This window comes from Nocardia sp. NBC_01327, from assembly GCF_035958815.1.
Classification (GTDB): Bacteria; Actinomycetota; Actinomycetes; order Mycobacteriales; family Mycobacteriaceae; genus Nocardia.
This window is the reverse complement of the sequence record NZ_CP108383.1, coordinates 6,357,672-6,383,672: the sequence shown is the minus strand read 5'-3', so window position 1 is coordinate 6,383,672 and position 26,001 is coordinate 6,357,672. Positions and strand designations below refer to the sequence as shown.

The 26,001-nt window shown below is 68.1% G+C and carries 1 protein-coding gene; it reads right to left on the bottom strand.

All coding sequences use genetic code 11. From position 1 onward, the window contains the following. Positions 1-105: 105 nt before the first annotated feature. The gene (locus OG326_RS29375; protein ID WP_327140372.1) at positions 106-26,001 is read right to left on the bottom strand and encodes a non-ribosomal peptide synthase/polyketide synthase; all 25,896 of its coding nucleotides are present in this window, start codon (positions 25,999-26,001) and stop codon (positions 106-108) included.

The following is a 26,001-nucleotide window of genomic DNA, read 5'->3' as shown; positions in this document are numbered from 1 at the left end:
CACGCACCCCGGACAAGGTCACCCGAGGCGGGCTGGATGCCCACCACGGCGGTACCCGACCCGGCACCGGGCAAACAGGAGGTTTGCCCGATGTCAGCTCTGCGGTTACTCGTCCTTGTCTTGGAGCAGCGTATTCAGCAGCGGGCCGATTTCCGCGGCGGCCTTCGGATTCATTATTCCGGTGTGCCATTCGTCGATCGGGATCTCGTGAATGGGTCCGGTGATGTGCCCGTGCCAGGTTCCGGCGATCTGGTCTCGGTAGGACTCGCGGGCGGCGATGAACAGGACGGCATCGCCGTCGAAACGTCCCGGTGTGTGTGAGACCGGTGTGGTGAAGCACTCGGTTACTCGCTCCACCTGCTGCGGGGTCAGGATGCCCTCGCTGCTGAGTCGTTCCGCGATGAGCGGAAGCAACTCTGCCGGGTTGTCGATCTGCTGATCGTCTGTCATGCCGAGGAATTCGCGCCAGCCGCGGAGGAATTCGGTCAGTGCGCGGTTGCTCTGCACATCATCGGGTTCGGCATCCGGTGTCGGCGCGAGATTCTCGGCAATGCCCGCATCGACGAGGGCGAGAAGTCCGACCGGGTGGCCCAGTTGCTGCAGCCGCGCTGCCATGGCGTGCGCGATCTTCCCGCCCAGTGACCAGCCGAGCAGGTGATAGGTGGTGTCGGGGAAGGACTTCAGGATTTCCTCGACGTAGCGCTCGGCGTACGCGTCCACCGACTCGAGCCGGGGACCGTCCTCGACGATGTAGGGATCCTGCAGGCCGTAGACCGGGCGATCCGGGTCCAGGTGACCGGCAAGCGCGCCGTACACCCAGGCGAGACCACCACCCGGATGGACGCAGAACAACGGTGCTTTGTGTCCCGTCGAACGCAGCGGTGACAGCACACCGAGGGATACGCCCAACTCGGACTGCGGTTTTGCCAGGTACCGCGCGAGCGATGCCGGTGTCGAATCGGCGAAGAGCAGCCGATAGGGAACGGCTGTTCCCGTGCGCGCACGAAGCTGGGACACCAGCTGCATGGCGACCACCGAGGTCCCGCCCAGGCTGAAGAAGTCGTCGTCGACCCCCACCCGTGCGACTCCCAGCACCTCCGAGAACACCGTGACCACAATGTCCTCGAGCGGCGTCGAGGGCGCCCGATATGTCGCGACCACCCACTCCGGGGCAGGCAGCGCCCGCCGATCGACCTTCCCGTTCACGGTCAGCGGCAACGCATCCAGCACGGTGACGGTGTCGGGGACCATGAACGAGGGCAACCGCCGCGCCACCGCCTGCCGGATCGCCGCCGATTCGAGGCCGCGCCCCGGCTCCGCGGTGACATAGGCGGCCAATCGCGCACCGCCGACCCCTGTATCGGAGGTGTGGACGATGACAACCGCCTGCCGTACCTCGTCCACACCCGCCAGCGCAGCTTCGACTTCGCCGAGTTCGAGCCGCTGACCTCGAATCTTGACCTGGAAATCGGCGCGGCCCACGAACATCAACACCGCATTGCCGTCGTCGCGGGCCATCCACCGCACCAGGTCTCCGGTGCGATACATCCGCGACCCCGGCGACCCGAAGGGATCGGCCACGAACGACACCGCGGACGATCCCGCCCGATCGATATAGCCGCGCGCCACACTCGGACCGGCCACGTACAGCTCTCCGGCCGCACCAGGCGGTACCTGCCGCAAGGACGAATCCAGCACCACGAGGCGAACTTCCGGAATCGGAGCACCCACCGACACCGGATCACCGCAGTCCAGGAACGTGCCGGTAATCCACATCGAGCACTCGCTCGGCCCGTACACATTGTGCAGCCTGCGGACACCGGCGGCGTCCGTGCCCGACCACCGCCGCACCAACTCCGGCGTACTCGGCTCGCCACCGCTCAGTACCACCCGCAGGTCATCGAGCCCGGCGGGATCGACCGAGAGGGCGACCGCCGGTGCCATGAAGGCGTGCGTAATACGCTCGGCGCGCAGCAATTCCGCGAGCGGTTCCCCGGCGAAGACATCGTCCGGAGCGACAACCAGTGCCGCGCCGGCCGGTACCGCCAACAGCACCTCCAGCATCGCCGCATCGAAAGTGCGTGCGGCACCGGCCAATACGCGGGAGTCGGGGCTCAGCAGGCAGCGCGAATACTGGACAGCGGCAACGGCGGCCAACCCCGTGTGCGTGACCGCCACGCCCTTGGGCATACCGGTCGATCCCGAGGTGTAGACGACATAGGCGGTATTGACCGGCCGTATCGCCCCACCCCTGTCGGTATCGCCGACCGGTGCGGCGCTGTACCGGGACAGGTCGAGCCGGTGCAGGTCGATCACCCGAATTCCGGCCCCGACCCATTCAGCGGGATCTGCACCGGCGGAAGTCGATCCGGTTGTCCGCGAGGGGATCGCACTGTTGGTCAGCACGATGGCGGCCGCGCAATCGGAGAGGATGAACCGATTGCGCTCGGCAGGCTGGCCGGGATCGACGGACAGGAACGCGCCGCCGATCTTGGCGACCGCCCACAATGCGCGCACCCACTCCGCTGATCGTGGAATTGCCACCGCAACAACGGATTCCGGCCCGGCGCCCGACTCGATCAGCATGCGCGCGCACTGATTCGACCACTCATCCAGCTCCCGGTACGTCCATCGGCCCCGGGAATCGGCGACCGCGAGCCGATCGCCATGCTCGGCGGCCGCTCGGTCCAGCATCTCGGTCAGGGTGACCCGCTCCGGGCCCGCGCCGCCATCTCCCCACTGCGACAACAGCAGTCGCTCGTCCGCATCGAGCACATCGATATCACCCAGTCCCACTGCGGGATCAGCGGCCACGGCACCGATGACGCGCTGCAACCGCCGTGTCATCGCGGCAATCGTCGACCGATCGAAAAGATCGAGAGCGAAGCTGACCCCGACCATCAGGCCACCGTCGGTGTCCGGGGCATCGGAAACGGTGACGGTGAGGTCGAACCGCTCGACCCCGGCGCCGAGATCCATCGGTGTGCACCGAATCCCCGGCAGCAGTGCATCCGTCGGATCGAGGTCGAGGTTCTGGAACGCCAGCATCACCTGGAACAGCGGGTGATACGCCTGAGTCCGTGGCGGATCGACCACCTCCACCACCCGCTCGAACGGAATATCGGCGTGGGCGAACGCCTCCAGATCGATACGCCGGCACTCCTCCAGCAGCTCGCCGAACGAGGCGGTCTCATCGACCCGGGTACGCAGTACCAGCGTATTGACGAACATGCCGACCAGACCGTCCAAGGCCGCGGCGCCGCGGCCCGCGATCGGAGTACCCACCGCGAAATCGCTACTGCCCGACACCCGCGACAGGACAACCGCCAAGGCCGCGTGCATCACCATGAACACGGTCGCATGGTGTGTGCGCGCGACCCGGTGCAATCCGGCCGCCGTTTCCGCGTCCACCGCAAAGGAATACGTGTCACCGCGGTGTGAGGCCGCCGCGGGCCGCGCCCGATCGGCAGGCAACTCCAGCCGATCCGGCAATCCCGCCAACTGCCCGGTCCAGTATCGGACCTGCCGTGCCGACACACTGTCCGCCTCGGACTCCGACCCCAACAGCTCACGCTGCCACAGCGTGTAGTCCGCGTACTGCACTGGCAACGGCGCCGCCCACTCCGGCTCCCGCCCGGCCAGGCGGGCCGAATACGCCAGTGACAGATCCTGCGCCAGCGGCGCCAAGGACCAGCCGTCCGCCGCGATGTGATGCATGACCAGCACGAGTACGTACTCATCGGAACCGCTGTCCAGCAGGGTGACCCGCAGCGGCGGCGCACTCGGCAGATCGAACCCGCGCCGCACCAGCGGCAGCACCGCCTGCTCGATCTCGCCCGCATCGACAGTCCGCACCTCGACGGTCGCGGCGGCCTCGGCCACCGGCACGATCCGCTGATACGGAGTGCCGTCCCGGTCCGGGAACACCGTGCGCAGGGTTTCGTGGCGCGCTACCAGATCACCGATGGCCGCGGTCATCGCCGCGATATCCACGGTGCCGGTCAATCGCAGCACGAGTGGAATGTTGTAGGCCGGTGAGTCCGGTTCGAGCCGGTTGATGAACCACATTCGCCACTGCGCGAACGACAGTGGCGGGTATTCCGGCCGCTCCCGGACCACCAGCCTCGACCACACCGGATCGGCGCCGGTCGATCGTTCGGTGAGCATTCGCGCCAGCTGGGCCGCGGTCGGCGCGTCGAACACATCCCGCACGCCCACCTCGGCGCCGGTCGTCGTGGCCACCCGGGACGCCACCCGCGTCGCCGACAGCGAATGTCCGCCCAGCGCGAAGAAGTCATCGTCGACCCCGACCCGGTCCACTCCCAGCACCTCGGCGAAGACCGAGACCACGATCTCCTCGAACGGTGTCGAGGCGGCCCGATACGGCACCGCCACCCACTCCGGGGCGGGCAGGGCGCGCAGATCCACCTTGCCGCTCGAGGTCAGCGGCAGTTCCTCCAGCACCGTGACGGTGTCGGGGACCATGAACGAGGGCAGTCGTTGTGCGATTGCCCGCCGGACCGTGCTCGGATCGGGCAGCTGCCCGGGCGCCGCGGTGACATAGGCGGCCAATCGCACTGTGGCGCTGGGCTCGTCACCCGTGGCGGCGTGCGTGACGACCACCGCGCTCCGTACCTCGTCCAGCTGAGCCAATGCGGTTTCGATTTCGCCGAGTTCGAGACGCTGGGCCCGGATCTTGACCTGACGGTCGGCGCGGCCGGCGAACATCAGCGCACGATGCTCGCCGATCGGCATCCATCGCACCAGATCTCCCGTGCGATACATCCTCGACCCGGCCGGACCGGAGGGATCGGCGACAAACGACGCGGCCGTCAATGCCTCCCGATCCAGATATCCGCGTGCCACACCGGGACCGGCGGTATACAGCTCTCCGACCACGCCCGCCGGAACCGGACGCAGCCACGAGTCCAGCACCGCCAACCGGACTCCCGCGATCGGCCCACCCAGCGAGACCGGTTCGTCCGCAAGCAATTCGGCCGCGGTGACCCAGATCGTGGATTCGCTCGGCCCGTACAGGTTGTACAACCTGCGAACACCGGCGGCGTCGGTACCCGACCACTGCCGCACCAGCGCCGCCGGACACGCTTCACCGGCGACCATCAGCACGCGCAGACTGTCCAGCCGCCCGGCATCCATCGTGGCCGCCACAGCCGGAGTCATACAGGCGTGGGTGACACCCTCGGTGTGGATCAACTCCGTCAGCGGCGCACCGGCGAACGCGTCACCGGCGGCGACCACCAGCGCCGCACCGACCGAAACCACCGACAGCAATTCGAACACGGCCGCATCGAAAGTGCGTGCGGCAACCACCAATACGCGCGAATCGGCGTCGAGGCCGAACTGCCGGCACTGCGCGGTCGCCACCGCGGCCACACCGGTATGGGTGACGGCGACGCCCTTCGGCGTACCGGTCGTCCCCGAGGTGTACACGACGTAGGCGGTATTGCCCGGTCGCACGCCACCGCGCCGATCGGTATCGGTCACCGGTGCGTCGCTGTGCCCGAGCAGATCGAGCCGCTCCGGATCGATCACCGGAATTCCGGCATCGTCCCACTCGCCACTCTCGGCGAGCACCACCGATGCGGCGGCATCGGTCAGGACGAATCGGTTCCGCTCCGGCAGCTGTGCCGGATCGATCGAGACGAAGGCGGCGCCGGTCTTGGTGACCGCCCATACCGCCCGCACCCATGCCGCCGAGCGCGGGAGCGCGATCGCCACCACCGTTTCCGGCCCGGCCCCCTGCTCGATCAGCATCCGCGCGCATCGATTCGACCAGTGATCCAGTTCCCGATAGGTCAGTCGATGCCTCGCATCGACGACCGCGAGCTGATCCGGGAACCGCGCGGCCACCTGGGTGAGCATCTCGTTCAGCGTGATGGGGTCGGGCCCGTCGCCGCCGTCACCCCACTCCCGCAACAACTTCCGCTCGCTCGGTTCGAGCACCTCCAGTTCACGCAGTCCGGCCGTGGGATCGGCCACCGCGGAGCGCAGGATTCGCTCCAGCCGGTGAGCCATCCTGGCGACCGTCGACCGATCGAACAGTTCCGTGGCATAACCGATGCTGACCGGGATATCGCCATTCGAATCCGGAAGGTCGGCAACGGTAATGGACAGATCGAACCGTTCGACCGTGGCGCCGAGGTTCATCGGCGTGACCGTTATCCCCGGCAGGCGCGCGGACGCAGGATCGAGGTCGAGATTCTGGAATGCCAGCATGACCTGGAACAGTGGATGGTGCGCCTGGGTCCGGGGCAGATCGATGGCCTCCACCAGTTGCTCGAACGGAATGTCGGCATTGGCAAAGGCATCGAGGTCGACCTGTCGAACCTGGTCGAGCAGATCCGTGAACGAACCGGCCTCGTCGATGCGCGTCCGCAACACCAGGGTATTGACGAACATGCCGATCAATTCGTCCAGGGCCGCCGCACCGCGCCCCGCGATCGGTGTGCCGACGGCGATATCCCCGGCGCCGGACAACCGCGACAGCAGCAGCGCCACCGCCGAGTGAACGACCATGAACACCGTCACCCCGCGGGCATTCGCCAGTTTGCCCATCTCGGCGAACAATCCGGCGTCCAGCACGAACGAATGGCTGCCGCCCTCGTGTGAGGAGGCCATCGGCCGCGGCCGATCGGCAGGCAATTCCAGCCGGTCGGGCAACCCCGCCAAATGCGCTGTCCAATAGGCGAGTTGGCGCGCGGACGTCGACTCCGGATCGGCGGGCGCACCCAATACCGCACGCTGCCACAGCGTGTAGTCCGCATACTGCAGCGGCAGCGGCACCCATTCCGGGGACCGTCCCGACCGCCGCGCCGCGTACGCGGTCGACAGGTCCCGCGCGAGCGGTGCGATGGACCACCCGTCGGCGGCGATGTGATGAATCACCATCACCAACACGTGTTCACCGGAACCGCTGTCCAGCAGGGTAACCCGCACCGGCAGCTCGGCCGACAGGTCGAATCCGTGCCGGGTCGCCGCGGCGACGGCCGCCTCGAGCTGTACCGGATCCACCGACCGCACCTCGACGCCGACCACAGCCTGATCGACGGGCAGCACCTGCTGGAACGGCGTCCCCGCCTCATCGGGGAATACCGTGCGCAGACTTTCGTGCCGCGCCACCACATCGCCGATCGCCGCGATCAATGCATCGCTGTCCAATTCACCGGTCAACCGCAGCACCAGCGGAATGGTGTACGCCGCTGAGGCCCCGTGGAATTGGTTGATGAACCACATTCGCAATTGCGCGAACGACAGCGGCACCCGCTCGGGGCGCTCCCGGACGACCAGCGCGGTGTCCGCCGAACCAGCGGCACCGGCAGCCGATGCACCGGCATCCAGCACCCGCGCCAACCGCGCGGGAGTCGGCGACTCGAACACATCGCGTACGCCTATACGCACACCCGTTACCGCGGACACCCGCGAGGTCACGCGCATCGCCGACAGCGAATGTCCGCCCAGCGCGAAGAAATCGTCGTCCGCGCCGACCCGGTCGACTCCGAGCAGTTCGGCGAACACGTCCGCCACCAGCTGCTCGGCCGGTGTCGACGGCTCGCGGTAATCCCGCGTCAGCGCTTCCGGTTCCGGCAGGGCCGCGCGATCCACTTTGCCGCTCACCGTGAGCGGCAGCTCGGCCAGGACCGAGCACGCATCGGGCACCATATGCGCGGGCAGCCGATGCCGGGCAGCGGCCAGCACCTGCGCCGCGTCGATGTCGGCGCCGACGAGATAGCCGATGAGCCGATTCGATGTCGCGTGCTGCACCACGATGGCCCGGCTCACCCCCGCCTGGTCGGCGAGCACCGCCTCGATCTCACCCAGCTCGACTCGCTGTCCGCGCACCTTGACCTGGAAGTCGTTGCGTCCCAGGAACTCCAGGGTGCCCTGCGCGTTCCAGCACACCTGATCGCCGGTGCGATACAGGCGCGAACCACTGCGCCCGAACGGATTCGCGACGAAGGACGCCGCCGTCAGCGCCGGCCGGTTCGAATACCCGCGCGCCTGCTGGATGCCGCCGAGGTACAGCTCACCACGCACACCGGCCGGTACCGGGCGCAGCAGTGCGTCCAGGACCACCGCCTCGATGCCGCGGATCGGCCCGCCGAGCGTCACCGGCGCGGAGGGCTCCATCGGATCGCTGATGAGGGTGACAATCACCGTCTCGGTCGGTCCGTACGCGATGTACAGTCGCCGATCCGGCGCCCACGCCGCCACCAGCTCCGCGGGCACCCGCTCGCCACCGGTGACGAGCACCCGCAGTGAGTCCAGCCCGGCCGGGGACATGGTCGCCAGGACGCTCGTTGTCACGAAGGCGTGCGAAACCCGCTGCTGCCGAACGATGTCCGCGAGGGCCGGACCACCGAAGATGTCCGGCGGCGAGACCACCAGCGCGGCCCCGTTCGGGTGCGCCATCAGCAGCTCCATCATCACCGCGTCGAAACCCGGCGCCGATACGGCCAAGACCCGGGCGCTCTCGTTCAGGTCGTAGCGCTCGCGCTGCTCGGCGGTGAAGTTCGCCAAGCCGTCATGGGTGACCACCACACCCTTCGGGGTGCCGGTGGATCCGGAGGTATAGATCATGTACGCGGTATGTTCCGGCCGGAGCGGGCGAACCCGGACCGCGTCGGTCACCGCGGCCGCGGAGAACTCCGCCAGGCGCGCCGGCAGATCCGGCTCGTCGAGCAGCAGCCGATCGGTGGCGCCCGGCAGCGTGGACATTGTGGCTTGCACTGACAGGGCAAGGCGCACAGCGGAATCGGCGACCATGACCGCGACCCGATCCAGCGGATGGCGTGGATCGATCGGAACGAAGGCCGCACCGGTCTTGGTCACCGCCCACAATCCGACGAGGAACTCGATACCCCGGGGCAGCGCGAGCGCGACCGCATCGCCCGGCCCGATACCGCGCCCGATCAGCAACCGCGCCAGCCGGTTCGAAAGACTGTCCAGCTCACCGAAGCTCAGTGTCACCGCACCCGACACCACCGCGGGCGCGGCCGGATCGAAGGCGGCGCCCGCGACGAGCAGATCCGCCAGCGGTCGCGGCGGCTGCGCCGGCAGACCGCGCACCGGCACGAGCCGCGCCCGCTCGGCGGCGGACAAAATGTCGATCGCCTCGACCGTGACCGACGAATCCGTGGTCATCGCATGCAGCACCCGTGCGAGCCGGTCAGCACAGGCCTGAACCCACTCAGGAGCGAATACCCCGGGCTGATACTGCAACTGGGCCCGGAACGGCTCTCCCTTGACCACGATCAATGCGAGGGGATAGTGCGCGGAATCGTTCGACCGCAGATCCTCCACGGCCATGCCGTCGAGCGCCGCGGCCTGCTTCGCGAGCGCGGCCTTGTCGACCGGATAGGACTCGAATACCAGCACCGTGTCGAACATGGACGAAACATCCAGTGCGGCATGGATATCGGTGAGACCGATGTGATGGTGTCCCAGTAATCCCGACTGTTCTGCCTGCAGCCGGTTCAGCGCCGCCGTGATCGGCTCGCCGCAGGAGTGGCGCACCCGCACCGGAATGGTGTTGATGAACAGGCCCACCGCGGACTCGATACCGGGCAACTCCGCGGGCCGCCCGGACACCGTCGCGCCGAACACGACATCGTCGCGCCCGGTCAGATACCCCAGGACAATTGCCCACGCCACCTGGAACACGGTGTTCGCCGTGACCCCGGCCGACGATGCCGAAGCGATCAACCGGTCGGTGAATCCCTTGTCGAAATCGACTGCGACAGTGCTCATTCGCGCTGTCGTCTCGGCAGCCGCGGCGTGCGGAGCCACCAGCGTCGCCTCGGCGCCGTCGAGCGCTTGCTGCCACACCCGCAGCGAGGCGTCGGAATCCTGCCGGCCGAGCCAGTCGAGATAGGACCGGTACGAACCCGCAGACTCCGCCATCGCGGCGCCGCTCGGTGTCGCATACTCCGCCAGCAGGGCGCGCAGCAGCGACGGCATCGACCAACCGTCGAACAGCACATGGTGATACGAGAGCAGCAGGGTGAACCGATCCTCGGCCACCGCGATCAGCGTGAAGCGCAGCAGCGGCGCAGTTTCGATATCGAACGATGCGGCCTTGTCCCCGGCGATCACCTCCGCCAGCGCGGACTCCGCGTCCGGCACCGCGCGCAGGTCGATCTCGCGCCACGGCACCACCACACCATCGGCAATGATCTGCACGCCTTCGCCTTCGGCAGTGGCGCCGAACGCCACCCGCAGATTCGGATACCGCTGCAGGAGCGCCCCGGCCGCGTGGTGCAGCCGTGCGGCGTCCACCGCACCGGACAGCGTGATCGCGAGCTGGACCGCGTACACATCCACCCGCGACTCGGCCAGCCGGGCGTGGAAGAGGAGTCCGGTCTGCAATGGCGACAGCGGCCACACGTCGACCAGGCTCGGGTAGCGCGCCTCCCAGGTCGTGATATCCGATTGTGTTGCCCGCACCAGCGGGAAATCCGAGGGAGTATGCCCACCGGAGTGCGGGTCTCGCTGCCGGGTGACGACGGCCTGCAGTGCCTCGACCCACAATCGGGCCAGCTCATCGACCTCCGCCTCGTCGAGCACGGCTTCGGGGTAGCCGAAGGTGGCCGACAAGCGGCCCTCGGTGACCACCGCCGTGATATCGACGACGGCTGTCGCCAGGACGTGCAGATCCTCATCGGCGATCGGAGCGCCGAGTGCCTCGGTGACGCCGAATTCGCCTGTCCCGCCGGAGGATCGGTTCGGCGAGAGTTGACCGAGGTAGTTGAAGGCGACCTGTGCGGGCTGCCCGGCGGGCAGGGCCTGCGCCGTGTCCGGGTTGAGATCGCGCAGCAGTCCGTAGCCGATGCCGTGGTCCGGAATCGCGCGCAGATGTTCCTTCGTATTCTTGACCGCGGTCTCGATCGCCGGTCCACCGGCGTAGGCGTCCTCGAGATCGATTCCCGCCATATCGATTCGCACCGGATACACCGTGGTGAACCAGCCGACCGTCGCGGTCAGATCCGCGCCCTCGAGTACCTGTTCCTCGCGCCCGTGTCCCTCGAGCCGCAACAGCGTCGAGGATTCGAGCACGCCGCGACCGGCTCGCCATCGCATCACGGCCAGGGCAAGTGCGGCTACCAGCGCGTCCTGCACGTCGCCGTGGAAGGCCGCGGGCACCCGTGTCAGCAATGCCTCGGTGATCTCCGGTGATACCTGTACGCGCCGCAGGCGTATCCCGCCCGCATCGCGCACGGGGTCCACCGCACGCGACCCGAGCAGCGGGTCCGGCCCATCGACAATCCGCTGCCACAGCGGCAGTTCCGCCACCCGACGCGGCGACCGCGCCTGTTCCACCAGGCCGTGGGCCCAGCGCCGCATCGACGTCCCCACCGGCGGCATCGACACCTCACCACCGGCGCGGTACCGCTGCCATGCCGACATCAGGTCGGGAAGCACAATGCGCCACGAAACACCGTCCACCACAAGGTGATGCGCGACGATGATCAGCTGCCCGGCCTGCGCCGCGTCGGCGGGAGCGAACCAGAGCACCTGCAGGACAACACCTTCGGCCGGATCCAGGCGGTGCAGCGCGGCCGCGACCTCCGCCGTCACGAGCTGATGGCGGCGCTCCGGATCGATATCCGGGGCGATGACGACCGGACGCACCAGCGACCCGACGTCCACCGTCCCGCGCGCCCGCGTCTCGAGCTGCCAGTCCCGGCCGTTGTGCCACAACCGGGCTCGCAGCATGTCGTGCCGGTCGATCACCGCTGTCAGGATCGCGATCAACCCGGCGCGATCCACTCCGACCGGGGCCGTGAGCGCCAGGGTCTGATTCAAGCGCCGGAAGTCGCCCTGCCGCACCATCCATCGGACGATCGGCGTCAGCGGCAGCTCACCGATGCCGCCGCCGGGCAATTCCGCGAGAACCGTTGCCGGCTCGACCGATTCGGCCAGGGCCGCCAGCGCGGCCACCGTGCGCGCCTCGAACACCTGCCGGGGCGTGAACACCACACCGCGGTCCTTGGCCCGGGCCACGAGCTGGATCGATACGATGCTGTCTCCGCCCAGGGCGAAGAAGTCGTCATCGGCTCCCACCTGATCGAGTCCGAGGACCTGCGCGAATACCGCCGCCACAGCTTCTTCGGTGGCGGTGGCGGGCGCCCGGTACGTGGTGGTCGCCCACTGCGGTATCGGCAGCGCTCGCCGGTCGACCTTCCCGCTCGTGGTCAGGGGCAGCTCGTCCAGGACGGTGACGGTGTCGGGGACCATGTACGACGGGAGCCGCCGCGCCGCCGCCTGCCGGACGGCGATCGGATCAGGCACCCGGTCCGGTGCCGGGGTGACGTAGGCGGCCAGCCGCGCGGCTTCGCCGGTGCCGCCGTTGGTCACGTGAATGACGACGGCGCGCCGCACCTCGTCGAGTTCCGTGAGCACGCTTTCGATTTCGCCGAGTTCCAGGCGCTGGCCGCGAATCTTGATCTGGTTGTCGGCACGGCCGACCACCGCCAGCACCGCGCTCTCGGCGCCCTCCGGCATCCACCGCACCAGATCCCCGGTGCGGTACATGCGGGATCCGGCAGGTCCGAACGGATCGGCAACGAAGGCCGCCGAAGTCATCCCGCCGCGGTTGAGGTATCCGCGCGCCACGCCGGGACCGGCGACGTACAGCTCGCCGACCACACCCGGTGGCACCACGTTCAGCCAGGCATCCAGTACCACCGAGCGGATGCCGGGAATCGGCGTTCCCACCGAAACCGGTGCACCGGCACTCTGTTCCGCGCCGGTCACCCAGATGGTGGCCTCGCTGGGTCCGTACAGATTGTGCACCCTGCGAATACCGGCGGCATCGGTTCCCGACCACCGCGCGACCAGTTCCGGAGGGCATGCCTCGGCGCCGGTCGACAGGACTCGAAGGTCATCGAGCCCGTCGGACTCGATCGACAGCGCGACCATCGGCGAAAGGAAGGCGTGGGTGATGCGTTGCGCACGCATCAATTCCGCCAGCGGCGGCCCGGCCACCACCTCGCCGGGAGCGATGATGAGTGCGGCGCCCGCGGGTACCGCGAGCACCAGTTCGAAGATCGCCGCATCGAAAGTGCGTGAGGCAACAGCCAATACCCGCGACTCGGCATCCGTCCCATTGCGGTGACGCTGAGCCGTGGCGATGGCGGAGAGCCCGGCATGGGTGACCGCCACGCCCTTCGGCGTTCCGGTCGACCCCGAGGTGTAGACGATGTAGGCGGTATTGTCCGGCCGCATCGAGCCGAGGCGTTCACCGTCCCCGATCGGGGCGGCATCCCAGGCGGACAGGTCGAACCCGTCCAGCGCGAACTCGGTTGTCCCGGGCAGCTGCCATTCCCCGGTTATCGCTCGTGTGCCTTCGTCAGCGGTGAGCAGGACCGAGGCCGCACAATCGGCGAGGATGCCGCGATTGCGCTCTCGCGGCTGGGCCGGATCGAGGGAGACGAAGGCGGCTCCGGTCTTCGCGACCGCCCACACCGCCTTCATCCAGGCCGCCGAACGGGGAATGGCGATCGCCACTACGGTGTCCGGGCCGACCCGCTGCTCGATCAGCGCCCGCGCACACCGATTCGACCACGTGTCGAGATCCGCGTAGGTCCACTCCTGCCCCGCGTCCACGACCGCGGGCCGTGCCGGGAATTCCACCGCGGCGCGAGCGAGCATTTCGCCGAACGCCTCCGGCTCCGGACCGGGCCCGCCATCGCCCCACTGGCGCAACAGCATTCGCTCATCCGGTGCGAGCAGATCCAGATCGCGCAGGCTGATCGCCGGATCGGCCACCACGGCACGCACGGTGCGCTGCAGGCGGTGAGCCAGCGCGACGATCGTCGGCCTGTCGAACAGGTCCAGCGCGAAGCTGATGGTGATCGGTACGCCGCCGTCGATATCGGCGGTGGTGGTGTCCGGGATATCGGCGACGGTAATGGTGAGATCGAATCGTTCGACCCCGATATCGAGACTCCGCAGTGGCTCGACCTCGAGCCCGGGCAGCTGTGCCATCGCCGGGTCCAGATCGAGGTTCTGGAAGGCCAGCATCACCTGGAACAGCGGATGATGGGCCTGGCTCCGGGGCGGATCGAGGGCCTCGACAACTCGTTCGAACGGAATGTCGGCGTGTGCGAACGCCGCCAGGTCCACCTGACGGCACTGATCGAGCAGATCGGTGAACGAACCGGCCTCGTCGACCCGGGTGCGCAAGACGAGCGTATTGACGAACATGCCGATCAGCCCGTCCAGCGCCGCCGCGCCGCGACCCGCGATCGGAGTACCCACCGCGACATCGGCGCTGCCCGACAGCCGGGACAGCACCAGCGCCAGTGCGGCGTGCACGGCCATGAACATCGTCACCCGGTGCGAGCGTGCCAGCGCCCCCAGCCCGGTCACCGTCGCGGCATCCAGCGTGAACGAATAGCTCCCACCGCGCTGTGAGGCCGCCACCGGCCGCGGCCGATCGGCGGGCAACTCCAGCCGATCCGGCAGACCCGCCAGATGGCCTGTCCAATAAGCGATCTGACGCGCGACGACGCTGTGCGGATCGGACTCCGCACCGAGCACCTCGCGCTGCCACAGGGTGTAATCGGCGTACTGCACCGGCAGCGGCGCCCACCGCGGGTCCTGCCCCGCCCGGCGCGCGGTGTAGGCCAGCGCCAGATCACGCACCAGCGGTGCGATCGACCACCCGTCGGCGACAATATGGTGGAGCACCACGACCAGCGAATGGTCATCGGATCCACTGCGCAGCACCGTGACTCGCCACGGCGGCTGTGCGGACACATCGAACCCCTGCCGCACGATGCTCGTCACGCGGTCGGTGAACTCGGTCGAATCGACGGCCTCCGTCGCCATCTCCACGCCGCCGGCAGGCAGAATCCGCTGGCACGGAATCCCCTTCTCATCGGGGAACACCGTGCGCAGGCTCTCGTGCCGGGCCGCGACATCACCGATCGCGGCGGCCAGCGCGGCCGAATCCAACTGCCCGCGCAAACGCAGCACCATGGCGATGTTGTACGCGGGGGAGTCCGGCTCGAATCGGTTGATGAACCACATCCGGGACTGCGCGAACGACAGCGGTATTCGTGCGGGCCGGTCCTGCGGCGCCAACACCGAGCTCGGCTGTTCCGTGGTGGACCGTTCGGCCAGTACCGCGGCCAATCGGGTAGCGGTCGGTGCGTCGAACACATCGCGCACCTCGACCGTGAGGCCGGTGGCCGCCGCCACGCGTGCGGCCACCCGCGTCGCCGAGAGCGAATGCCCGCCCAATGCGAAGAAGTCGTCATCGGCGCCGACCCGGTCGGCGCCGAGTACTTCGGCGAAGACCGCGACGACAATCTCCTCCATCGGTGTCGATGGAGCCCGATATGCCAGGGTGAACAGCTGCGGGGCGGGCAAGGCGCGCCGGTCCACCTTGCCGTTGGGCATCAGCGGCAGCTCGTCGAGGATGACGATGGCCGCCGGAATCATGAACTCCGGCAACCGTTCTGCCGTGAATTCCCGGATCTCGGCGACCAGATCGCCGATACCGGGATCGTTCACGTAGGCGCCCAGCGAATCCAGGGGGCCCGCGTTCAGGTAGACGTCGTCGAATACCGTGGTCTCGCCCGCGCCGCGGACGAGGACGGCGTCCATCCGGCCGGGCACCGGCGCCCAGGTGACAGCCACCGTGAAGCCCAATTCCGCGCCGAGGGAACGGATCTCGTGCGGCAGGACCGCCGCGGTGGTGGTGTTCAGGTCGAGATCGGCCACGCGCGCCTGCTCGGCCGCGGTGTCCACAATTCGAGTGGCCGTCACATCCAGAATCGTTCCGGCCTGCGGTATTCCGGTGATTCGCAGACTCTCGGGCCGCTCGGCGGCGAGCTGGTCGCGCAGTCCCCGCAGGTCGCCGAATTCGGACCAATCGCGTTGCGGCACGTCGGCAAGTGAGCGAATTCGCGCCGGGGCCTTGTGCAGGACGATGTCGTAGCGGTAGCGCGTCAACTCATTGTCGACCGGCGCGTACTTCAACTCGATATCCACCGCGGCCACGGCGGCGACCCTGTCCCGCACCGCGAGGAAGAACTCGGGGGCGACCAGCAATTCCTGCTCCGCCATCAACGCGCGGCGTGCGCGCTCCCGCACCGCCGCCACCGTGTCCTGGTCCTCGCCGCCGGCCAGTTGGGTGCCGGTGGCGAATTCTCGCAGCAGTGTCAGATTGCGGATATCGCCGAGGAAGAACGCGCCACCGGGCGCCAGCAGCGTCATGACCTTGTCGATCACGTCGATCAGGTAGGCGGCATTCGGGAAGTACTGTGCCACCGAGTTCAGCACCACCACATCGAAGCGATCCGGCGGCAGGTCCGTGACGTCGTCGGCGGACTGCACGCGCAGCAGGACCCGATCCGCCCAGTCCACCGCCGATTCGCGCAGTCGCGATTGCAGATTCTCGATGGTCGCCGCCGAGAAATCGGTGCACCAGTACTCGTCGCACTGCGATGCCAGTCGCGACATCAGCAAGCCCGATCCCACACCGATTTCCAGCACCCGCGCCGGCCGCAGACCGAGAACCCGGTCCACGACCGCGTCCCGCCACTCCCGCATCTGCCCCACGGGAATCGGTTCTCCGGTGTAACTGCTGTTCCAGCCGCCGAAATCGGCATCCAGGGCCATCGGCTCGGCGAATTCACGGCCGTTGCCGAGGTAGCTTTCCTTGCCCGCGTACAGGTTGTCGTAAACGTCTCGCCAATGGCCGACCAGTTCGGCCGCGCGGTCGCTGTCGTCGCCGACCGTGGTTTCGCGATCGCGAACGATGTAGGCGACCAATTGCTTGTCGGCCACGGCGTCGGCGGGGGCGGAGGACATCGCGCGGGCGACGACCACCGCGCTCGACACGGCCGGATGCGCCATCAATGCCGCTTCGACCTCGCCGGGCTCGATCCGATACCCGCGCACCTTGACCTGATCGTCGGCCCGGCCGGCGAATTCGAGCACCCCGGCGCCTTCGCCCGAAGGTTTCAGCCACCGCACCACATCTCCGGTCCGGTACATCCGCTCGGCGGCGCCGAACGGGCACGCCACGAACCGCTGCGCGGTCAATCCGAGCCGGCCCGCATAGCCTCGCGCCAATTGTGCTCCGGCGACATACAATTCGCCTGCCACGCCCACCGGCACCGGCCGCAATCGCGAATCCAGAATGAACACCCGCACATTCGCCACCGGAGCGCCGATCGGTATCCGCGCATCGGCAGCCCAGGGCCTCGATGCGAGGATCTCCTGCGTCGATACGCAGACCGTATTCTCGGTCGGCCCATAGGCATTGGCGATATCGACACCCGGCCAGCGATCCCGGAACCGGGCCACCGCCGCCGAACCCAAGGCGTCGCCACCGGTGACGACCTGACGCACCGGATCGATATCGAGCTCGGGTCCGGCCGTCGAGAGCAGCTCGAACAGAGCGGTTGCCACGAATATCGTGGTGACGCGATGGCGGGAGATCGTGCGCATCAGCGCGGACAGGTCGAGCCGGGCGGGCGGTGCGATGACGAGGGTGGATCCCGCCAGCAGTGCGGGCCACAGCTCGTATGCGGACGCGTCGAACGCCATGGACGAATGCAGCAGCACCCGCTCGCCCGGTCCGCCGGGCCACCCGTGCACCGCCATATTGATCACGCCGCGGTGTTCGACCACAACGCCTTTCGGGCGGCCTGTCGAACCGGACGTGTAGATCACGTACGCCGCATCGCTCGGCGACAATGACGGCAGCTCATGGCCGGACGACTCACCGCCGAGGTCTGTGGCATCCAGGCACAGCGCCGCGCGCTCACCCAGGGGCAGGTCCGCCGCGGTGGCGACTGTCGTCAGCACGAGCAGCGGATCGGCGTCGGCAAGGATGAATTCGATACGGCTACCGGGATATTCGGGATCGATCGGCAGATACGCGCCACCGGCCACCACGACCGCCAGCACCGCGGTCACCAGATCCACGGACCGTGGCACGGCCACCGCCACCACGGAACCCCGGCCCACGCCCCGATCCCTCAGCACCCGCGCCAGCACACCCACCCGCGCGGCCAATTCGCGATAGGTCATATCGCCGTCCGCGTGTGCGACGGCGACGGCATCCGGCGTGGCCGCTACGTGCCGGGCGAACAGGCGGGCAAGCGAGGTCTCCTGCGGCACCGGCGCCGCGGTGTCGTTCCAGGTTCGCAGCAACCGGTCGCGTTCCTCGGGCGCGAGAATTTCCATGCGGCCGATGGGCATTTCCGGGTCCGCGGTGACGGTGTCCAGCAGTCGCAGAAATCGCGCGGCGAGGTCGGTCACGGTGGTGCGATCGAACAGATCGGTGGCGTATTCGATCCGGCCCGCCAGTACGGGGGCGGCGGCGGTGTCCGCCGGATTCAGTCGTTCGGCCACATCGATGTGCAGGTCGAATTTGGCTGTTCCGGTGATCGCCGGAACGATCTCGGCCTCCAGCTCCGGCAGCCGCAGATCGGGCAGCAGGTTGTTCTGCAGTGCGAACGACACCTGGAACAGCGAGTGGTACGCCGGAGAACGAGTGGGTTGCAGCAATTCCACCAGTCGCTCGAAGGGAGCGTCCTGATTCTCGTAGGCGGTCAGGGCCTTGCGGCGGACCTGGTCGAGGACCTGCTCGAAACGCGGGTTACCGGACAGATCCACCCGCAGCACCCAGGTATTGACGAAGAATCCGATCAAATCGTGCGTCGCCTCTTGGGTACGCCCGGCGACCGGACCACCGATGCTGATGTCCTCGCCCGCGCCCACCTGTGACAGCAGTACGGCCAGCGCCGACTGCAACAGCATCGACACCGTCACCTGGCGATCATGGGCGAGTCGATACAGCCGCTCGCACAGCGCGGGCTCGAAGGAGAACTCGATGACATCGCCGCGATTGCTGGCAATCGCCGGGCGCGGGCGGTCCAGCGGCAGTGTGATCGGCTGCGGGGCATCGGCCAGTTCGGTTTCCCAATAGTGGAATTGGGTGGCCAGCATGCTGTCCGGATCGGACTCCGCACCCAATGTCTCGCGCTGCCACAGCGTGAAGTCCGCGTACTGCACGGGCAAGGGCGCCCACTGCGGTGACCGGCCTTCTCGGCGCGCGGCGTACGCCGCGGTGAGGTCCCGCACGAACGGTGCGATCGACCACCCGTCCGCGGCGATATGGTGCAGCACCAGCACCACGGTGTGGTCGTTGAAACCATTGCGCAACAGCGTCACTCGCAGCGGCAGCTCCGACGAGACATCGAATCCCCGGCGTACCAGAACCGCCAGGGTCTGCTCGATCTCGCTGGGATCTGCCGTACCGGTCTCGATGGTCGTCGTGGCCAGGCCGACCGGCAGGATTCGCTGGAACGGCACCCCGTCCTCATCGGGGAAGATGGTGCGCAGGCTCTCGTGGCGCGCCACCACATCGGTCAGTGCGGCAGACAGCGCGTCCTGATCCAACGGCCCGCGCAGGCGCAGCACCATCGGAATGTTGTAGGCCGGGGAATCCATTTCGAATCGGTTGATGAACCACAGCCGGGACTGGGCGAACGACAGCGGCATCCGCTCCGGCCGCTCTCGAACAGTCAATCCGGGTCGTGCCGGATCGAGGTCCGCTCCTCGCTCGGCAAGCGCGCGCGCCAGGCGAGCGGGGGTGGGAGCCTCGAACACGTCCCGCACGCCCACCTCGGTACCCAGCACCGCGGTCATTCGCGAGGCCACGCGCATGGCGGACAGCGAATGCCCGCCGAGCGCGAAGAAGTCGTCGTCGACCCCGACTCGATCCACGCCGAGCACCTCGGCGAAGACGGTGACAACGATCTCCTCGGCCGGTGTCAATGCGGCGCGATAGTCCGCGACGGCGAAGGCCGGCGCGGGCAGTGCGCGCCGGTCCAGCTTTCCATTGGGCGTCAACGGCAGTGTGGCGAGGACGACGATGGCCGAGGGCGTCATGTACTCCGGCAGGCGATCGGCGACGAAGCGGCGAATCTCGCCGATGAGAACGGCCTCGTCGCGCACCTCGCCGGTGCGATCGAGCACCACGTAGCCGACCAGCCTCTTGTCCGCCGCACTCACCGAATCCGCGGTCGCGGAACCGATCTCACGCGCGATCACCGCCGATTGCGAGACCAGCGGGTGCGCGGTCAGTACGGTCTCGACCTCGCCGGGCTCGATCCGGTACCCGCGCACCTTGACCTGTTCATCGGCGCGAGTGACGAATTCCAGCACGCCGGTGCCCTGGTTCGGATCTTTCAGCCACCGCACCACATCACCGGTGCGATACATCCGCTCGCCGGTTCCGAACGGACAGGCGGAGAACCGCTCCGCGGTCAAGCCCGGACGGTGCCGATACCCGCGCGCCAATTGCACTCCGGCGGCATACAATTCGCCCGCCACGCCCGCCGGTACCGGCCGCAGCCGCGAATCCAGCACGTACAAGCGCATATTGCCCACGGGGATGCCGATCGGCACGCTGCTGCCGCCCGTCCACTCCGCCGAGTCGGGGATCTCGTACGCCGCTACGCACACCGTATTCTCGGTCGGCCCATAGGCATTGACCACGCCGATTCCCGGCCACCTGTCGTGGAAGCGGGTGACGGCGACCGGCCGCAGCGCATCTCCGGCGGTGACCACCCGGGATACCGAATCGAGCGTCAGCTCCGGCCCGGAGCTCGCCAGTATCTCGAACAGCGGGGTTGTCACATACAGTGCCGTCACGCCGTGGCGGGATATGGCCCGGCTCAACTCCGCGATATCCGATCGGCCGGGCGGTGCGATGACGATGGTGGATCCGGCCAGCAGTGCGGGCCACAGCTCGTAGGCCGATGCGTCGAACGCCATGGACGAATGCAGCAGCACCCGCTCGCCGGGTCCGCCGGGCCATCCGTACCTCGCCATATTGACCACGCCGCGGTGTTCGACCACAACGCCTTTCGGGCGGCCCGTGGAACCCGATGTGTAGATCACATACGCCGCGTCGGTGGGCGACAGCACCGGCAAACTCGTACCGGACGGCGCACCCGCGAGGTCGGCGACGTCCAGGTACAGGGCCGCACGCTCACCCAAAGGCAGTGCCGCTGCCGTAGCAGTCGTCGTCAAGACCAGCAGCGGATCGGCGTCGGCGAGAATGAATTCGATACGGCTACTGGGATATTCGGGATCGATCGGCAGGTACGCGCCACCGGCAGTCACCACCGCCAGGACGGCGGTCACCAGATCCGTCGATCGAGGCATGGCCACCGCGACCACCGAACCCCGGCCGACGCCCCGATCCGCCAGCACCCGCGCCAGAACATCCACCCGCGCAGCCAATTCCGCGTAGGTCAGCTGCTCGTCACCGAAACGCAGTGCGACGGCGGTCGGTGCCGCATCGACGCGTCCGAGGAACGCCGCCACGATCGTGGTCTCCGGGTTCGCGGTCTCGAGCTGCGGGTTCCACTGCGTCAGAAGTTGTGTGCGCTCCGCCTCGTCCAACAGGCCGATATCGGCGATCGCCTCGGACGGGTCGGCGCTCACCGCGCTGAGCACCCGGAGGAAGCGGTCGGCAATGCCGGTCACCGTGGAATGGTCGAACAGATCGGTGGCATATTCGATTCGGCCCGCAAGTACCGCGGGAGTTGCTGTGGTGCCGGGGATTTCGATCAGATCGACATGCAGATCGTTCTTGGCGCTTGCGGTGGAGAAGGGGAGGAATTCGGCAACCAGATCGGGCAGTTCGAGTGCGGGCAGGCCACCGTTCTGCAATTCCAGCGATACCTGGAACAGCGGGTGATAGGCCGTCGACCGGGCCGGGTTGAGCAGTTCCACCAGCCGCTCGAACGGCGCGTCCTGATTCTCGTAGGCGGTCAGGGCCTTACCGCGGACCTGGTCGAGCACCTGCTCGAAACGCGGGTTGCCGGAAAGGTCCACCCGCAATACCCAGGTATTGACGAAGAAGCCGACCACATCCCGCAGGGCCTCATCGGTGCGCCCCGCGACCGGACCGCCGATCGAGACGTCCGGTCCGGCTCCCAGCCGCGACAGCAGCACCGCCAGCGCGGCCTGCAAGACCATCGACACGCTGACCCGGTGCTCCCGGGCGAGCCGATGGATCGCCTCCAGCAGCGGTGCGTCGATGGTGAATTCGACGACGTCACCGCGATTGCTCAGCACCGGCGGGCGCGGCCGATCGGCCGGCAGCGCTATCGGTTGCGGCGCATCGGCCAATTCCTGTTCCCAGTACCGGCATTGAGCCACGAGCGCACTGTCGGCGTCGGACTCCGAAGCCAGCAGTTCACGTTGCCACAGAGCGTAATCGGGGTATTGCACCGGCAGCGGGGTCCATCCCGGCTGCTGCCCCGCCGAATATGCCGCGTACGCCGTCGACAGGTCCCGCAGCAGCGGCGCCATGGACAGACCGTCCGCGGCGATGTGATGCAGCACCAGCACCACGACGTGCTCGAGCAGGCCGCTCCGCACGACCGTGGCCCGCAGCGGCATATCCACCCGCAGGTCGAATCCGCGCCGGACCTGCTGCGCCACCGCATCGTCGAGCTGGGCCGGGTCGACGCCGGTCACCTCGAGCACCGGGACGGCTGCCGCGCTCGGCACAACCTCCTGGTGCGGCACCCCGTCGAGCTCGGGATAGCGGGTCCGCAGCACCTCATGGCGCGCGACCACCGCCGCGAGCGCCGCGGCCAATGCCTCGGTGTTCAGCGATCCGGCCAGCCGGAAGACCAGCGGAATATTGTAGGTCGGCGATTCGGGTTCGAACCGGTTGATGAACCACATGCGCAATTGCGCGAACGACAACGGTATGTGCGCGGGCCGCTCTCGCACGACCAGCTCCGACCGCGCTCGGCCCGGCCCGATCTCGCGTCCGGTGAGCACCCGGGCCAGCGCGGCCGCAGTGGGGGCGTCGAAGATGTCACGGACGCCGACCGTGCGCCCGGTCGCCTCGGCCAGTCGCGCGGCCACCCGCGTCGCCGAAATCGAATGCCCGCCACGGGCGAAGAAGTCGTCGTCGGCCCCGACACGCTCCACATGGAGCACCTCGGCGAACGCCGCGGCGACAATCTCTTCGAAGGGGGACGAGGCGGCACGGTAGGTCGCCACCGGTCGCTGCGGTGCCGGTAATGCGCGGCGATCCACCTTCCCGGTCGCGGTCATCGGCAATTCGTCGAGCACCGTGACGGTCTCGGGGACCATGTACGACGGCAGTCGCCGCGCCACCGCCTGCCGGACCGTGCCCGCGTCGATGGCGTAGCCCGGTGTCGCGGTGAGATAGGCCGCCACCCAGGCGGTTTCGGAATCCTCGCCGGCGGTGGTGACGATGGCGTGCCGCACCTCGTCCAGGCCGGTCAGTGCGGCTTCGATCTCGCCGAGTTCGAGGCGCTGGCCACGAATCTTGATCTGGGAGTCGGCGCGGCCGACGAAGACCAGCATCGCGCCGTCGGCGCCGCGGCGCTCCCAGCGCACCACGTCTCCGGTGCGGTACATACGCGCACCGTCCGGACCCTGCGGGTCGGCCACGAACGATGCCGCGCTCAATCCGGAACGGCCGAGATATCCGCGCGCCACACCGGGACCGGAGACATACAACTCGCCCGCCACACCGAAGGATGACGGGCGCAGCCACGGATCCAGCACCGAAAGCCGGATTCCGGGGATGGGAGCACCGAGCGACACCTCGTCGCCCGGACGCAGTGCCGCGCTGGTGACCCAGATCGTGGCCTCACTCGGCCCGTACAGGTTGTACAGCAGGCGAATACCGGCGGCATCGCTGTCCGGCCACTGCCGCACCAGTGCGGGCGGACATGCTTCGCCGGCGACCATGAGCACGTGCAGATCGTCGAGTCGCCGCTCATCGAGCGTGGCGGCGACGGCCGGAGTCAAACACGCATGCGTCACTCTCTCGGCACACATCAACTCCGTGAGTGCCGCACCGGCGAAAACATCGGCGGGAGCGACGATCAGCGCCGCACCGACCGGTACGGCCGAGAGGAGTTCGAATACTGCTGCATCGAAAGTGCGTGCGGCGACGGCCAATACGCGAGAGTTGCTGTCGAGCCGATACTGCTGCGCGAGGGTACCGGAGACTCCGGACAGCCCGGCGTGGGTGACGGCAACGCCCTTCGGGGTGCCCGTCGAGCCCGAGGTGTACACGATGTAGGCGGTATTGCCGATTCGTACCGCACCGCGGCGATCCGCGTCGGTGATCGGGGCAGCGCTGGCCTCGCGCGGTTCGAGGCGGTCGATATCGACCACCTGAACTCCTGGACCATCCAACCCGGTTGCTTCCGTGCTGGTTTCACTGCTGATCAGCAGGATGGTGGCAGGGCAGTCGGCGAGAATGAACCGATTTCGCTCGACCGGCTGGGTGAGATCCAGCGTCACGAACGCGGCGCCGGTCTTGGCGACCGCCCAGACCGCATGCACCCAGGCCGCCGAGCGCGGCACCGCCACCGCCACCGTGGTTTCCGGGCCGGCGCCGCGGTCGATCAATGCCCGTGCACACCGATTCGACCATTCGTCGAGTTCGCGGTAGGTCCAGGTGCGCGCGGCGTCGTGGACCGCGAGCCGATCGGCGTGCGCTGCCGCTGCCCGGGACAGTATGTCGGGCAACGTGTTCTGCGCGGGGCCCGAAGCGCCGGCGCCTGATTCCTGCAACAGCCGGCGCTCGTCGGGTTCGAGCAGTTCCACCGAGCGCACCCGGGTCCCGGAATCGGTGAGCACGCACTGCAGGAAGCTGTCGAGGAACTGCGCGAAACGCCGGTGGTGGTAGGCGACCTGGTCGGAGGTGTACACGCTCGGGTTGGCGAAGAAGTCGAGCCGGGTGCTCTCGCCGCCGACGGCCGGATAGACGTTCACCGAAAGATCGGGAACCAATCCCGGGGTCAAGACCTGCAACCGGGCGGTGATATCGCCGAGGACGATCTTGGTATCGAGAATCATCAGATCGACCATCGGCCCGGCGGCCTGCGGAAGATGGCGGGCGGCAACCGATTCCGAGTCCGCGAGCATATCTTCGTGCCGATAGCGTTGTCCGCGAAGGACATCCATCAGCGTGCGCTGGGTCTGCTCGAGCAGTGACCCGACGCTGAGGCCGGGGGTGACGGTAATGCGGAACGGCACGATATTGGCGGTCATGCCGCCGGAGCGGCCCATGGCCGCCGTGACGCGCGCGGACACCGGCAGACTCAGCACCACATCGTCGGAGCCGGTCATGCGCGCCAGATACAGGCCGAACGCGGCGAGCACGAAGACCGCCGGTCCGGAGGATCGCGTCGCGACGGCGGCGCGGAGCGCACTGTCGGTGTCGGCGGACAGCAGCGCGCTCACCGACAGCGGATGCTCCTCGGCGAGGGCGACCTGATCGGTCAGCGTCACCGGCTGGGGGAGCTCTGCCACATACTTGGACCAGAACACGTGATCGTCGTGGAAGCGGTGCGAGGCGCGATACTGCTCGTCCGCGGCGACGATCTCGCCCAGCGAGCGAATCGCCTGTCGCCCAGGCTCTTTGCCCTCCAGCGCGGCGGTGTGCAGCTGTGCGCTGCGCGTGAGGATGTTCAGTGCGGCGATGCCGTCCATCACGATGTGATGGGCACGCAGGTACCAGAACCACCGCCGCTCGGCGACGCGCACCAGCGCACCCATCACGACGGGGCCGTTCGGCAGGTCGATGGGTGCGCGGTAGTCGCTGCGCATCCACTCCAGCGCCGCGGCGACAGGATCGGGCGCCGACGTGTAGTCCAGGCACTGCACCGCGCCATTGGCGGTCTCGTCCACCACCTGCCGCAGCTGTCCGTCCACCTCGACGACGCGCACGCGGCTGACTTCGAATTCGTCGAGCGCCTGCCCGAACGAGGCGATCAGCAGTGCGGTATCGAGTTCACCGGCCAGCTCCAGATACAGCGCGTTCGACACCGGTGTGGCGCCCGCCAACTGCTGAAGCAACCGAATCGCACGCTGTGCCGCGGTCAGCGAATAGGTAGGCGGGTGACCGTCGCGGGCATGCAGGGGTGATCCGTGGTCGTGCAT

Bases quoted from the DNA above. Each gene is read 5' to 3' on its own strand.
- OG326_RS29375 (WP_327140372.1), bottom strand. From the start codon at position 26,001: ATGCACGACCACGGATCACCCCTGCATGCCCGCGACGGTCACCCGCCT.